Origin of the sequence: Anaerostipes sp., from assembly GCF_018381315.1 — a bacterium.
In the GTDB taxonomy this organism is placed as follows: Bacteria; Bacillota; Clostridia; order Lachnospirales; family Lachnospiraceae; genus Anaerostipes.
In genome coordinates this window covers 37,411-52,171 of the sequence record NZ_JAGZSD010000012.1, presented here as the reverse complement: position 1 = coordinate 52,171, position 14,761 = coordinate 37,411, and the positions used below count along the sequence as shown (strand labels likewise).

The 14,761-nt window shown below is 43.4% G+C and carries 14 protein-coding genes; 6 read left to right on the top strand and 8 right to left on the bottom strand.

The window, feature by feature from the left end; genetic code table 11:
- Positions 1-243: 243 nt before the first annotated feature.
- Complete coding sequence (locus tag KH180_RS10460) at positions 244-1,509, top strand: zinc-binding dehydrogenase (RefSeq protein ID WP_290760027.1); 1,266 nt, start codon at positions 244-246, stop codon at positions 1,507-1,509.
- A 66-nt stretch (positions 1,510-1,575) separates the two neighbouring features.
- Positions 1,576-2,556, top strand: coding sequence for a sugar-binding transcriptional regulator (locus KH180_RS10455; RefSeq protein WP_290760026.1), 981 nt, complete (start codon positions 1,576-1,578; stop codon positions 2,554-2,556).
- Positions 2,557-2,614: 58 nt separating this feature from the next.
- Here the strand turns inward: KH180_RS10455 and KH180_RS10450 are convergent, their stop codons facing one another.
- The 7 genes from KH180_RS10450 to KH180_RS10420 form a co-directional block, all read right to left on the bottom strand.
- Positions 2,615-3,463, bottom strand: a complete 849-nt coding sequence (locus KH180_RS10450) for a VanZ family protein (RefSeq protein ID WP_290760024.1) — start codon at positions 3,461-3,463, stop codon at positions 2,615-2,617.
- Positions 3,460-4,635, bottom strand: coding sequence for a hypothetical protein (locus KH180_RS10445; protein WP_290760021.1), 1,176 nt, complete (start codon positions 4,633-4,635; stop codon positions 3,460-3,462). The genes KH180_RS10450 and KH180_RS10445 overlap by 4 nt, the downstream gene beginning before the upstream one ends.
- A 140-nt stretch (positions 4,636-4,775) precedes the next feature.
- Positions 4,776-4,991: a hypothetical protein gene (locus KH180_RS10440; protein WP_290760019.1), complete on the bottom strand. Its 216-nt coding sequence runs from the start codon at positions 4,989-4,991 to the stop codon at positions 4,776-4,778.
- A gap of 155 nt (positions 4,992-5,146) precedes the next feature.
- On the bottom strand, positions 5,147-5,497 hold the full coding sequence (locus KH180_RS10435) for a hypothetical protein (protein ID WP_290760017.1): 351 nt from the start codon (positions 5,495-5,497) through the stop codon (positions 5,147-5,149).
- 168 nt (positions 5,498-5,665) lie between these two features.
- Positions 5,666-6,013 (bottom strand): hypothetical protein, encoded by a 348-nt coding sequence (locus KH180_RS10430; protein WP_290760015.1) that lies wholly within the window; start codon positions 6,011-6,013, stop codon positions 5,666-5,668.
- Positions 6,014-6,017: 4 nt separating this feature from the next.
- Positions 6,018-6,581, bottom strand: coding sequence for a UbiX family flavin prenyltransferase (locus KH180_RS10425; protein ID WP_290760013.1), 564 nt, complete (start codon positions 6,579-6,581; stop codon positions 6,018-6,020).
- Between the two features lie 3 nt (positions 6,582-6,584).
- The gene (locus KH180_RS10420) at positions 6,585-8,069 is read right to left on the bottom strand and encodes a UbiD family decarboxylase (RefSeq protein ID WP_290760011.1); all 1,485 of its coding nucleotides are present in this window, start codon (positions 8,067-8,069) and stop codon (positions 6,585-6,587) included.
- Between the two features lie 135 nt (positions 8,070-8,204).
- Between KH180_RS10420 and KH180_RS10415 the strand changes: the two genes are divergently transcribed.
- Positions 8,205-9,077, top strand: coding sequence for a LysR family transcriptional regulator (locus KH180_RS10415; RefSeq protein ID WP_290760008.1), 873 nt, complete (start codon positions 8,205-8,207; stop codon positions 9,075-9,077).
- A gap of 72 nt (positions 9,078-9,149) precedes the next feature.
- Entirely contained in the window at positions 9,150-9,803 is a 654-nt protein-coding gene (locus KH180_RS10410) for a DUF3793 family protein (RefSeq protein ID WP_290760006.1), read from the top strand.
- Positions 9,804-9,810: 7 nt separating this feature from the next.
- Here KH180_RS10410 and KH180_RS10405 read toward each other — a convergent pair whose 3' ends face one another.
- Positions 9,811-12,210: an endonuclease MutS2 gene (locus KH180_RS10405; protein WP_290760004.1), complete on the bottom strand. Its 2,400-nt coding sequence runs from the start codon at positions 12,208-12,210 to the stop codon at positions 9,811-9,813.
- 198 nt (positions 12,211-12,408) lie between these two features.
- On the opposite strand from KH180_RS10405, the gene KH180_RS10400 reads away from it, so the two are divergent.
- Both KH180_RS10400 and rlmD read left to right on the top strand, forming a co-directional pair.
- Positions 12,409-13,350 carry a 3'-5' exoribonuclease YhaM family protein gene (locus KH180_RS10400; protein ID WP_290760002.1) on the top strand — a complete coding sequence of 314 codons (942 nt, stop codon included), beginning with the start codon at positions 12,409-12,411 and terminating at the stop codon, positions 13,348-13,350.
- A gap of 36 nt (positions 13,351-13,386) precedes the next feature.
- A complete protein-coding gene (rlmD, locus tag KH180_RS10395; RefSeq protein WP_290760000.1) occupies positions 13,387-14,760 on the top strand; it encodes a 23S rRNA (uracil(1939)-C(5))-methyltransferase RlmD in 1,374 nt (457 codons plus the stop codon).
- The last annotated feature ends 1 nt before the right edge of the window (position 14,761 follow it).

Here is a 14,761-nt window from a genome sequence, read left to right as displayed (position 1 = left end):
TGACAAGCAGTTTCACGTGAACACTTAACATGTGTTGATACTAGCCCGCACTCAAAGTGAAGTCAATTCTTCTGAATGTTTTGGAACATAATTTACGATTGTACAAAAATAAATACAAAAATCCGGAGGGTTCCGTAACATTTGTTCCAAGTCTTCACTTTTGATTGACGGAGGTTCAGAAAGGAAATTATGATGGGGATGAATTTCAAGAAAACCCTGAATTATAAGAAAGAGGTGCAGACTATGCAAACACAAGCAATCAGACTTTACGGAAAAGGGGACCTGAGGCTGGATACCTTTGAACTGCCGCCGCTGCAAGAGAATGAAATTCTCGTGAAGATTATTTCGGACAGCGTCTGTATGTCTACCTATAAGCTGGCTAAACAGGGAGCATCCCATAAAAGGGCAAGACCGGACCTGCAGGAACACCCATCAATCATCGGACATGAGATGTCAGGTGTTATCATTCAAGTGGGGGATAAGTGGAAAGGGGAATATAAAGAGGGACAGAAATTTACTGTGCTGCCAACAGTCACTCAGGACGGACAGTTAAAAACAGCCGGATATTATTATGAAACTTATGGAGGAGACTGTACCTACTGTATACTTCCGGAGGAAGTGATGAGACACGGATGCCTGATCCCGTTTGAAGGAGATTCCTTCTTTGAGGCATCTTTATCTGAGCCGACAGCCTGTATCATTGCCGGGTACCGGAGAATGTACCATACATCGGAAGAAGACCATGAACACCGCATGGGCGTGAAGCCCGGGGGAAGCCTTGTGATCTTCGGAGCCTGCGGCCCTATGGGACTGGAATGTATTGATTATGCCCTTCAGCTGGAAAACGGCCCTTCCAAAATCATTGCGGTCGATATGTCCGGAGAAAGGCTTGAAAGGGCAGAAAAAATACTTGTCCCTGAACCGGAAAGCGGCAGGGAATTAATCTTTGTGAATGCAGGAGAATGTGAAGATTTAGTGGAAGAACTGAAAAAATTAAATAATGGCAAAGGCTATGATGATGTGTTTGTTTATGCTCCCGTGGAATCTTTGATTGAACAGGCAGACCAGGTACTGGGAAAAGACGGGTGTATGAATTTCTTTGCAGGACCTGTGGAGCAAAAGCTTTCTGCAAGGATCAATATGTACAATGTGCACTACTCCTACACTCATCTGGTCGGATTTACCGGAAGCACCAATGAGGACCTCCGCGATGCCCTTAAACTGATGGAACAAAAAAGAATCCGCCCAACGGTTATGGTGACCCACATCGGAGGATTGGAGAGTGCCATTGAGACGACTCTTCATGTACCTGACATCCCGGGCGGGAAGAAAATGATTTATACCCAGATTGACTTGCCGCTGACAGCTATAGATGATTTTGCAGTGCTTGGAAAGAAAAATCCGCTGTTTAAAAAGCTGGCGGAATCCTGTGAAGCTCATAATGGATGCTGGAATGCAGAGGCAGAAAAGATATTATTGGATGCATATGAAGCAGGATGTGATGGCTGAATACCTTTCAGTTCTGCTATAATCGGGGAGGAAGAGGGAATACGTTTTTTTGTGGGAGGGAGACCAATGGCAGATGCAGAAGAAGTCAGAATGCTTGCGGAAATTACGCGGCTTTACTATGAGGAAGAATGGACCCAGCAGAGAATTGCAAAGAAGTTTAATATGAGCCGTTCGCTTGTATCTAAGCTTCTTTCAAAAGCGAGGAAAATCGGGATTGTCGAGATCATTATCCATGATGAGGAATTCCATCCGTACAGAAAACTGGAGGAAGAAATAAAAAAGCGGTTTCAGATCAAAGAGGCTGTTTGTGTCAGCGTGGAAAACAGTGAGAAGCCGGTAAAAACAGTGGGTGCGGCTGCTGGCAAATATTTGGCGAGGAAACTGTCCTCTGTAAAATATGTGGCTATGACAGCAGGTAATACAACCCGTCAGATTGCGGAGAACTTTTCATCCGGGGTACCGTTTGACCATGTGACATTTGTGCCCATGTCCGGAGGACTGGGAGAAGAACGGTGGGAGATCCAGGCCAATGTGGTTTGTGAGAGAATGGCAAAAAACAGCGGCGGAAACAGCCTTCAGCTGCATGCGCCCATTGTTCTGGACTCAAAAGAAGCAAAAGAGATGCTCATGAAACAGCATTTTATTAAAAGTGTTATGGAAAAAGCCCGGAATGCAGATCTGGCGGTTGTAGGCCTGGGAAGCTCCCCGCAGTATTTTGAACTGACAGAATCCTATCTCCACGGAATCAACCGGGAAAAGGATGACATCAGCAGACGTCTGATCGGAGATATTTCTTATAATTATTTTGATAAGGGCGGGGAATTGATCGACTGCAAATGGAATCAGCAGCTTATGTCTTTGAATATTGGCGAGATTAAACAGATCCCGGAAGTGATCGCTGTGACAGAGGGAGCGGAGAAAGCCGCAAGTGTGTATGCGGCTCTCAGGCATAAGATTGTGGACGGGCTGGTTACGGATGTTCAGACGGCACAGGAACTGATAGAGATGGATAATAGAAGGCTCATGGGAAAGGAAATGAACTTTTAGAGGAGACTGTTTAAAAAAGGGCCAGGTGAAGTGCAGTTTCCTCTATGTTTTACTGCGGTCAGAAATAAGTATAAATCAGGTTTAGAACGATTTTAACTGTAAAGTATAAGATAGATGCACAGGAAACGTATCTTCCTATTTTACTTCCCAAGTCATTGGGATGTCTTATGGCTGTGACAATTCCTAAAATACTGAATGTCAGATATAAATATAAACTATAGTGAAGCCCATCCAGTGAGATGATGCCATTTTGATTACCTGACCAAATTGGGATTCCAAATCGGGCCAGAATCATGTCTCCATAACAAATCATAGGAGGAAAGGTAAAACCAAAAAATAAGGTAATTATGCTGATGACGATTGAATATGTCCCCAAACCGGGTGTTTTGCTGCTGACATATCGGTTTGTCAGACAGAAGATTGACTTATACAGCGCATATCCTAATACACCTCCCAAGGTATTGGCGATAAGGTCATCAATATCTGCCAGTCGTCCCACAAAGAAAAACTGAACACATTCTATGATTAGCGAAAGAGAGAATACAAACAGTATGGTTCTTTTCAGACTGCGATTTTCTTTCTTCTGTACTAAGGGGAGAAAAACTCCCATTGGAAGGAACAGCAGAACATTCAGAATGATATAGGAAAGATCTTCACCAATGAAAGGAATTAAGTTGTAGTTATGGGCACCATGAAGGCTCCAGGCATCAAAAGAAAACATGCCGGTGACAATTCCTATAAAAATCAAATATATAGTAAAGAGGCAATGCAGAACCCAATTTCCGTTTTTTAATGACTTGGTTTTTCCCATAACCTTTAAAACTGCAGCAGTCATTCCATATATAATAAGTCCTGCAGTTAGTGCCTGAGCAAGAAGTATGGCCCCTTTTGAAAAATTCTCTCTCATATTTTTTCCCCTTTCTTCCAGCGAATCACAGACAGCAATGTCAAGAAACTTCCAACAGACAGAAAAAATATCACTGTTGTCAGTCTCGTACGGATAAATATATTCCGGTGATTCGGATATAGGCCTAGAAGAATTATTTGGCTGATCAAATAAGCAGAAAATAGCCATCCAAAATAAACGGACAGATGCTTAATTGTGACCTGCATCAGATAATTTCCCGGTTTGATAAACGATTCTCTGTATAATTTTCTGACAGCCAGCATTAAAGCCAAAGCGGATAAGAGAAAGATCAACAATGTTTGAGCAATGGACAGATGGTATAAATTATATTTTATTTCCGGTGGAATGATATATTCATAACCGGTTTCTTTTACAATTTTTTTTATTTGACGGGCCATTTCATGATATTCTTTTTTGTTATTATAGTGAAGATAGCCTTCGCATTTGTCTGACAGCAGAATTTTTTTAAATTCTAAAGTGTCCCCTGTGGATAATTTAATACTGGGCATGATTAAATAATTATCTAAATTGATATTTTCTCCATCTATGCTGGCGGTTGTATTTTTATCAAGAAACCCTATGATTTTGCAGCGGATATTTTGGGTCGCCAGATAGGAGTTTTCAAGAATGGAGTTTAATTTAAAAATATGTTGATAATTTGCACCTGCCACTACAGGAATAATTTGTCTGGAGGTTTTTTTGTATGCAGATTGGTCAAAAAAACTTCCAGAATGTACTTTAAGGTTTAGATTTTGTTTTTTTACATAGAGTTCTGATACCTGTATGGATTTTAAAGGTGTAATCAACATACCATTGACTTTTTGATTTCCCTCACCATTAATGAAATTCTTACTACCATTAAATCTTTTATTATAGATAAAATTTTGATTTGAGATTTCATAATAATCGATATTTTTAATATTCAGAAGATGTTGGTATACTTGTTGTAGTGTTTCCAGAGAGTTTTTTTCTCTTAAGAAATTCTCATAACTGTGGCCTTTTCGATCATAGTTATCGCTTAAAAGCCAGTCACCCTGATCATAATTCTGTGGAATTACAGAATTATTTCTTTCTATAAGCAGTCCATAGGAATAGACAGATGACCCAAATACAAATATAAACATAATCAATAGAAAGACCAGATAATTTTTAATATTTTTATTGAAAACCATAATATACACTTGAAGAATATAGATTTAACAGGCAGCAATTTTTTGTAGCCCAGCCTGTACTATTATCTACTTTACCCTTCCCCCATATTTTTTAGAAGTCTTCCAGCAGCCGGTTGAATAATCCGCCCATAACTTAACTGTTACATAATGTTTTGACTTGCTGTTACGTAACCCTTTCCATTTCCTTTAAGGTACCCTTTTTTCCAATTTTTATGTGATTTTGCTTCTGCTGCTGTAATCTCTTTGACTGAAACCCAATGTTTTGATGCTTTTACTCTTTTATCCATTGCGAAAGTGGAAGATGGTGCGGAAAATAAAATAGTTGTAACTAATAAACTAATCAAAAGTCTTTTCATGTTAATACCTTTTTTTCTTGTAATATTAATAAATTCCATTATATGCATATAATTTGTTATAATATACCAGATGTGTATTTTGATGTCAAGACTAAAAATCAAGTTGTATTTTTTGATAGAGAATTAATAAATTTAGAAATGCTCATGGGAAAGGACTAATATCCTTTCCCATAACAGTCCCAAAATGCTTTTACTGTGTCTGATACTTCCGATGGATGATATAGCAGATTTAAAGAAATGGTGAACGAAGTTATTTTTTTCTTTTTGGCGCTGTATGCGGTGACTTTAATAGTGCGCCAGCCGCTTTCATTGGAAAATTCCATGCTGTGTATATCTTCCCAGTGAAAATACTCTCTGCAGTGAAGAGGAACAGAGTCATAGATAAGACCCTTTTCATCAATCTCAAGACAGGGATGTTTTCTTGTTATTTGTACAATTCTTGTAATTCCCAGATAAAGCATGTAACAAATGGCTCCTATGCAGAACACAAATTTAACGAGACTCATTTGTATGTTATCTCTTAAAACCCACAATATAAATGCAATAGAGGCGCAAACGCAGAGAAAGATAATGACAGATGATTTTATGATCCACGGTTTGTCATAACAGGCAATAAAGCTGTTTTCGTTTTTCATTTTAAATCCTTTCTTTTATCTTTTGTTATACTGAAAAGCTTATGAAAGCTTTTCCAGAAGAGTTTCCAGCATCCAGTCACAGGAAGCAGTTACGGATTCAATATCTGAACGGCTTAAATCAGGATAATGGATGCCGCATTGTACGCAGACAGGTTCTCTCAGGCAGTCCCAAAGTGTTTTAGCCCAATGGCCGCTGATATATGCATCTTTATGGCCGGGAAGCTGTATGGTTTCATTTATTCCATTATAACCCATAAAGCTGACTGCGCCAATATGGGTGCGGCTTCCTCCGGAGATATTCACCTGGATTCCTTCTTCCAGGCGGATGATACGGGCACAGATTTCGCAGCCGAACAGTTCTGTTTTTAGCATAGTCTGGTCTGTCATTTTCTTACCCTTCCCAGCGCTGAAATTCACTGTATATTATTCCAAACTGGTCTAAAATTTTACCAGTGATGTGTTTTGTCATATCTTCCACCGACTGAGGATGATTGTAGTAGCTCAGCACAGGCGGCAGGATAACGGCCCCTGCCTGTGAAACCTCATACATATTTCTCAGGTGGATATTGCTGAGAGGACATTCCCTTGTCACAAGAACCAGTTTTCTGCGTTCTTTTAATGTAACATCGGCGGCACGCAGAAGCAGATTATCGCTGTATCCGCTGTAAATCCCCGCTAAAGTTTTCATACTGCATGGGACTACGATCATTCCGTCCATGGGATAGCTTCCGCTGGCCGGGGCTGCGCCGATATCTCTGTTGTCATAGACTGTATGGGCAAGGCTGCAGAATTCTTCCAAGGGCAGGCCGGTTTCAATAGAAAATGTCTTTGCGGCACTGTCTGTATAAATTAAGTGGGTTTCTATTCCAGCCGCTTTTAATGTCTGCAGCAGTTTTGCAGCGATTGGCATGCCGGATGCTCCGCTGATGCCTACTGCCAGCCGTTTTTTATCCATAGTTTATACCTCCCGTTTTTTAGGTTCAGAAATCCACGGACTGGGATCTACATCCAGGAACTGTGCACGGCGGAACCGCTCTTTTAATGCAAAAGGAACTGTGCAGTCAAAAATGGTTTTGCATGCAATACCGTGATCCCGAATGCTTGCTGAAAAATCAGGGTCATTGGAAGGATCCAGCGGATGGCAGCGGACACCGGGAATGGTAATCAGATCGGAGTCCCCCTGGAACCGTGTGTTCATAGCCCACAGAACATCATTCATATCAAAGCAGTCTACATCCTCGTCCACAAGGAAAATATGCTTCAGTTCACTGAAGGCTGAAAATGCCAGGAGAGCAGCCTGTCTCTGGCGGCCTTCATCGCTTGGATCCTTCTTTTGAAATTGAAGTACTGCCATATATTTTCCTCCTCCTGAAGAGCAGCAGTATACATTTTTAAGACGCCCAGGCATGGCTTTTTCAATCATGCCGATGATGCTTGCCTCTGTGGGGATACCAGCCATGGATACATGTTCTTCACTGGGGCCGATGCATGTCTGCATGATGGGATGTTTCCGATGGGTTACAGCTTTAACTTTGATCAGCCGGCACTGGCTGCTGGCCGGACCGGTATAACCAGGAAACTCCGGCATGGCATATCCTGTACGGGTGTTTTTGTCTTCCTGTACCCTTACTCCGGGGATGACTTCGCCTTCGATGACATACTCTGCGTTCGCAATGGCATGCTCGCAGACAGTCAGACACCGGCATAGTTCAACCGGTCTTTGGCGCAGAGCACCGGCTATAGACAATTCGTCAAATCCCAGCGGTGTGGTTGGAGGCTCAAAGCATGAACCAATCTCAATGGCAGGATCAACCCCGATACTGATGGAAATCGGAAGTCTCTGCCCTAATTCCTCTGCACGCTCAGCCATGGCGCCGATATGCCGTGCGCCGGGAGTAAAAAAGATGGAAAGTTCATCTTTGCCCTGGATGCAGAGCCTGTGTATGGTTACATCGCTGAGGCCGGTATCCGGGTGGGATGCATAACACATACCCAGAGTAATATAAGGGCCGGCATCCACGGGCGTGTTAGTAGGGGCCGGCACCAAAGTTCTTAAGTCAAAGTCCGGGGAGTCTGCAAGGTGAACCGTTTCCTGGGATTTACCCTGTCCGTCTATAACAACTGGTGCAACAGGGTGTTCGGCACATTCGTACAATTTCCATCCAAGTTTTTCAGAAGGGCAGTCCAGCAGAGCAGCCACCCGCTCCCTGCTTGCCAGAATCCCTATGGCAGCTTTGGCATCGGGATGACCCTTTATGTTGTGAAACAGCATAGCGGGCCCTTCCTTCGTCGGGCGCATAACAGTCCCTCCGGATCCCACATGGCGGTAAATGCCGGAAAGCTCGGCCATGGGTTCTACAGGCACATGAGTCTCCAGAAGCTGGCCCGGTATTTCCTTTAACCGTTTTAAAGCGCTCCGAAGATCGGTAATTTGATCAGACATAAATCTTACTCCTTTTATTTTATGATTTTTCTGTGAAACAGGGTTCTTTTGTACCTATATTAGCAAGGGGCCGGTAGTGAATCAATTCGATCTGTAGTATAATTGATTCCATAATGGAATGAATAGGAGGCGCCTATGACCTTTGAGCAATTAAGTGATTTGATCGCTGTGGCAGAAAATGATACCTTTCTGGAAGCGGCGGAAACTTTAAATTTATCCCAATCCACGCTGTCTAAAAAGATCATGAAGCTGGAAAGAGAATTGAATGTGAAATTATTTGACCGGAGCAAAAGAAAGGCGGAACTGACTGAGGCGGGGCAGGTATTTTATCAGGAAGCCTGCCGCCTTACTAAGAATTATTCTGAAATGCTGACAAAGCTGAGGCCTTATCAGGCGAATCATAAACAGAAGCTTCGTATAGGAACGCTGCCCATCTTAACCCAATATGACCTGACAGCACGCTTAAAAACATTTACAGAACAAAACCGGCAGATTGATTTCTCTTTTGAAGAGGCAGAGGAGGCAGAACTCTTGGTAGGGCTGCGCCAAAAAAAGTATGATTACATCATTGCACGCCATAACCTGTTTTCAAAGCTTGGATGTGTTTCTTACCCGCTGGCGGAAGATGAGCTGACAGTTGTGCTTCCAAGGAACCACAGATTATCCGGCCGTTCCTCTATAAAACTCACCGATCTGACTGAGGAAAAATTCATTTTAATGAATCCATACACCTCGGTATATGAGCTTTGCATCCAGCTGTTAAAGGAAGCGGGAATTACACCTGAAATTATACGGACGGGACGTGTGGAATCTATTATCAGCGGAGTAGCTGTGGGTGAAGGATTGAGCCTTCTTGCGAAAAGCAACTTTCGGATTTTTCATGCAGATCAGGTGAAGATCCTTCCGTTAGATCCGCCCCAGACTATATCCGTGGTACTTGCAAAACTTGAAGGGACATCACAGACTGAGGCAATGAAGAAATTTGCAGAATACATCTGCGGTAAATAAAATGTTATACATATAAAAACCGGAACTGCTCATCCTATCGTTATAGCAATAACTGACAGAAGGAGAATCCGGATGAACTGCCGTTTAGAGTTGGACCAGGTGAAATATAAAAATAATGTACAGATGAAAATTGCAGCGCATTGTGCGCAGGTGTTTGCCGGGGTGAAACCGTCAAACACGGTGACTCTGGACAGGGAAGACACAAGTACTCTGATACAGTCACTTAAGGGAACCAAAATCCGGTGCAGTCTGATATATGCCGGAGTAAAAAGGTGTGTATGGCTGCTTTACAGGGAGCAGGAACTCAGGCAGTATCTGATGAAAACAGAGCATCAGAAGTTTATAAAAACCTGCGGTTATCCGTCTGTTCAGTTAAACGACATTTTTATAACCCTGCAAAAAAATTATGAAAAATATAAGAGAGGAGAAAAAGGATTTCCCCATGAACTGGGCTTAATCCTTGGCTATCCCCTGTGCGATGTAGAAGGGTTTATCCGGTATCAGGGACACGGTTATCTGTTTTCAGGGTACTGGAAGGTTTATGGAAATGCACAGTATACGAGAAAGTTATTTGAAGTTTATGACCTGGTAAGGTATCAGATCATAAAACAGGTACAGTGCAAAAAGTCCTTGGCACACATTGATGCATCCTACAGTAACTACAAGATTCCAAAAACAATATTAAAAACAGCAGGAACATCTGCTGTCCCTGCCGTACTAATTTGATATTTGATCAGAGCATGATAACGGTTACGCCCATATCTCCTTCTCCGAATTCTCCGTCCCGATAGCCGGAAATACGTTTTTGTTTTTTCAAAGTTTTTAAATAATTATGAACACCCTTCCTCAAAGCGCCGGTTCCCTTTCCGTGAATGACAGTAATCTGTCCCAGGTTTGCCAGACAGGCGTCATCAATAAATTTGTCCAGCTGGGAAACAGCTTCGTCCACAGTCATACCCAGAACGTTAATCTCCGGACGGATGCTGGAAGACTTATTGATTGCCGTCCGCCCGCTGTTTCTGGCTTCATTTCTCGCATTTTCACGTTTCACCTGTTTTACGCTTTTCGTGATCTCCAGATCTTTAACATTAACTTTAGAGCGCATCATGCCCATCTGAACATACAAATCACCTTTGGTATTTGGCAGTGTCTGTACGGTACCGCTCAGAGAAAGACTGGTTACATAAACCTCATCTCCTATCTGGAAATCTTCGGGCTCATGTTTTTTGGTATTCCTTTTTTTAGAACGGTAGGCCATATCCTTTTCCAGGCCGGACATCCTGCCCCGCAGGTCGCTGCGCATATGCTCCATTTTCCGGTTTGCATCTTTTCCGGACTGTTTTTTTAATTTATTGTACTCTTTGATGGTCTCATCGGCAGTTTCCTTTGCCTCGGAGATGATCCGGTAGGCTTCCTCACGGGCTTCCCGCAAAAGCTTATCCCGTTTTTCTTTTATATTGTCCTGGCGTTCCTTCAGGCTTTTTCTGAGTGTTTCAATCTCTTTCCGGTACTCAAAGATTTCTTCCTGTTCCTGTTCAATGGTCTGCTTGCTCTTTTCAAGGTCAGCCAGTATGGTCTCAAAATCCTTTACAGACTGGTCGATCTGGCCGGAAGCATGTTCAATGATATGGTTATCAAGTCCCAGTTTCCTGGAAATAGCAAAAGCATTGCTCTTTCCGGGGATACCGATCATCAGCCGGTAAGTCGGAGAGAGGGTTTCCACATCAAACTCACAGGAGGCATTTTCAACACCTCCGGTGGAGAGGGCGAACATTTTCAATTCGCTGTAGTGGGTTGTTGCCATTGTTTTCACACCACGGTCATGAAGATCTGTCAAAATAGAGATAGCCAAAGCGGCACCTTCTACGGGATCCGTTCCGCCGCACAGCTCATCCAGCAGCACCAGAGAACTCCTGTGGGCGTTTTGGATAATAGAGACAATGTTGGTCATATGGGATGAAAAAGTACTTAAATTCTGTTCAATACTCTGTTCATCTCCGATATCTGCAAACACTTCCTCATAAATCCCCAGGCTGGAACCCTGGAATGCAGGAATGTGAAGCCCTGCCTGGCCCATGAGCGTAAATAAGCCCACGGTCTTTAAAGATACGGTCTTGCCTCCGGTATTGGGCCCGGTTATAACCAGCATGGAAAATGAGTCGCCGAGTGTTACATTGATCGGCACCACTTTTTTAGGATTCAGCAGCGGGTGGCGTCCCTGTTTGATATTAATGACACCGTCTTCCCGGAAAACAGGTTTGCTGCCGTCATAGTCTTTGGCATATTTAGCTTTTGCAAAGATGAAATCCAAATCAATCAAAAGCTTTTGATTCTGAGCCAGTCCATCCATATCATAGGAGGCCTGTTCACTCAGCAGAGATAAGATGCGTTCGATCTCTGTCTGTTCCTGGCCTTCCAGCTCTTTCAGCTGATTATTCAGTGTGACAACAGCCATAGGCTCGATAAACAAAGTAGAGCCGCTGGATGACTGATCGTGGATCATACCCTTAAACTGTCCGCGGTATTCCTGTTTTACCGGAATACAGTAGCGTCCGTTTCGCATGGTCACAAGGGCATCCTGCAGCATGTCCTTGTTGGATGAAGAACTTACCATAGCGGTGAGCTGGCTGTGGATCTTTTGATTGGTCAGTTTCATATTTCTGCGGATATCTTTTAAGGCAGAAGAAGCATCGTCACTGATTTCTTCCGGGGAAATGATACAGTGCTTAATATCCTTTAATAAGCCGTCCATTGGCACCAGAGATTCAAAGACAGAATCCAGTGAGTCGGCATCTGCCATGTCATCCCGCTGTGCGCCGTAAGCCAGAGCATTTTTCACAGCCTCCAGGAGTCCGGCGATCTCCAGCAGCTCCCCGGCACTTAATGTCCCTTTCATTTTCAGTCGTTTCAGAGAAGCCCCCAGATCCTGGACGCCAAAAAAAGAAATGCTCCCCTGCTTATAAAGCCTTGTAAGGGCATCCTGGGTCTGTTCCTGGGCCAGAGAGATCTCCGGTTCCTCTGTCATAGGCCGCAGCTTTTCACAGGCTTCTTTTCCAAGCTCTGTGGTGGCATAGGCCGCCAGCCGTTCAATGACCTTGTCGTATTCTAATGTATTTAAAACTTTTTGATTCATAGCGATTCCCTCAGTTTGTTTGAAAACCATTATTAAAGAAGGTTTTCCTTTTTTGATTCAGAAAAAGTGTAGCATAAAACAAAGGGCATGTAAACGAGGCAGACGGCAATTTTCCAGTGGATTTTCAGGGAAGTTTATGTAATAATAGGGAAAGTAAAAGAGGTGCGGGCTTTGAGACGGCCCTAGAAAGGTTAAATTATGAGATATATAAGTGAACTGCATGAAGGAGATATGGTTTCTGAGGTATTTTTGTGCAAAACAAAGACATCCGGCACATCAAAATTTGGGAAGACCTATTATTCACTTTCGCTCCAGGACAAAACCGGAATGATCGACGGAAAAGTATGGGAGCTTAACAATGCCATCGGTCATTTTGAGGCTATGGATTATATCATGGTCAAGGGGAAAGTCACAAACTTCCAGGGAAATAATCAACTGAATATTGAGATGATCCGGAAAGCAGATGAAGGAGAATACCAGATTTCTGACTACATGCCGTCTACAAAAAAAGATATTGATGAAATGTTTGACGAACTTTTGGGGATGATCGAAAAGGTGGAGAATCCTTTTTTAAAAAAGCTTGCCCTGAAAGTCTTTGTGGAAGACAAAGAATTTGCAAAGAAATTTAAGATTCATTCCGCAGCGAAAAGTGTACATCACGGATACATCGGAGGGCTTTTGGAGCACTCTGTCAGTGTGGCAAAATTGTGTGAGCAGTATACCGTGCTGTATCCCCAGTTAAACAGAGATCTGCTCGTCACATCGGCACTGTTCCATGATATTGGAAAAGCAGAAGAATTGTCTGCATTTCCTGAGAATGATTATACAGATGAAGGGCAGCTGGTGGGACATATCGTCATGGGAACTATCAAGCTTTCAAAACTCATGGATGAAATCCCGGGCTTTCCTGCAAAGCTTGCCAATGAAGTGAAGCACTGTATCCTGTCCCATCACGGAGAGCTGGAATTTGGCTCACCGAAAAAACCTGCACTGGCGGAAGCTCTTGCACTGAGCCAGGCTGATAACTTAGATGCAAAAATGGAGACATTTGCAGAAGCAATCGAGAAGAAGCAGGAAGGCCAGGAATGGACCGGCTTCCAGCGTTTATTTGATACAAAGATCAGAGAGACATCCATTTAGCAAGCATAAATGGAGCGTTATATATAAGAGGTGCCTATGGAATTTAAAAAGAATCAATTAGTGGAAGTAGAAATTGATGATATGGGCAATGAAGGAGAGGGCATCGGCCATGCAGACGGCTATGCCCTCTTTTTAAAAGATGCCGTAGTGGGGGACAAAGTACTGGCCCGCATCATCAAAACAAAGAAGAACTATGGATTTGCAAGGGTTGAAAAACTTCTGGAGCCATCCCCGGACCGGGTGGAGCCTAAGTGTCCTTCTGCACGTCCGTGCGGAGGCTGCACGTTGCAGCATCTTTCTTATGAAAAGCAGCTGGAGTATAAATTTAATAAGGTGAAAAACTGCCTGGAGCGGATCGGCGGGATCGAGAATGCAGCTTCTCTGATGGAACCAATCTATGGGATGGACGAGCCGTATTATTACCGAAATAAAGCTCAGTTTCCGGTAGGGCGGAACAAAGACGGAAAACTGATTACTGGATTTTATGCGGGAAGAACCCACGCGATTATCGACTGTATCCACTGTTCTATCCAGCATCCGGTGAATGAGCAGATCCTTACCAAGGTGCTTGACTATATGGAGAAGAATCATGTGGAGCCTTATGATGAGGAGGAACACAGGGGGCTGGTGCGCCATATCATGACCCGGGTCGGGTTTGTTACCGGTGAGATCATGGTCTGTCTTGTTGTAAACGGAAGGAAGAAAGATCTTTTGAATCTTTCTGAGCTTGTTGAGTCATTGAAAGAGATTGAGGGTATGACCAGCATTTGTGTGAACAGCAACAGGGAGAAGACCAACAGGATTTTGGGAAGTAAAGTAGAAGAAGTCTATGGACCGGCTTATATTTATGATTATATTGGGGATGTGAAGTACCAAATCGGGCCGCTGTCATTCTTTCAGGTAAACCCAAGACAGACAAAGGTGCTTTATGAGAAGGCACTGGAGTATGCCGGTCTATGCGGGGATGAAACTGTGTGGGATCTTTACTGTGGGATTGGAACGATTTCTCTGTTTTTGGCCCAGAATGCAAAGCAGGTCTATGGGGTTGAGATCGTTAAGGAAGCTATTGAAGATGCCAGGTTAAATGCTGAGATGAACCATATGGGGAATGTTCAGTTTTTTGTGGGGAAAGCGGAAGAGGTTCTGCCGCGGGAGTATGAAAAGAATGGGGTTTATGCAGATGTGATTGTTGTTGACCCGCCTCGGAAGGGGTGCGACAGGACACTGCTTGACACTATGGTGAAAATGGGGCCTGAAAGAATTGTTTATGTAAGCTGTGATCCGGGGACTTTGGCACGGGATTTGAAGGTGCTGGGGGAAGAAGGATATGGCGTGGAGAAAGTGGCGGTTGTGGATCAGTTTGGGCATACGGGGCATGTGGAGACGGTGGTGCTGCTCTCCCACAAATAAT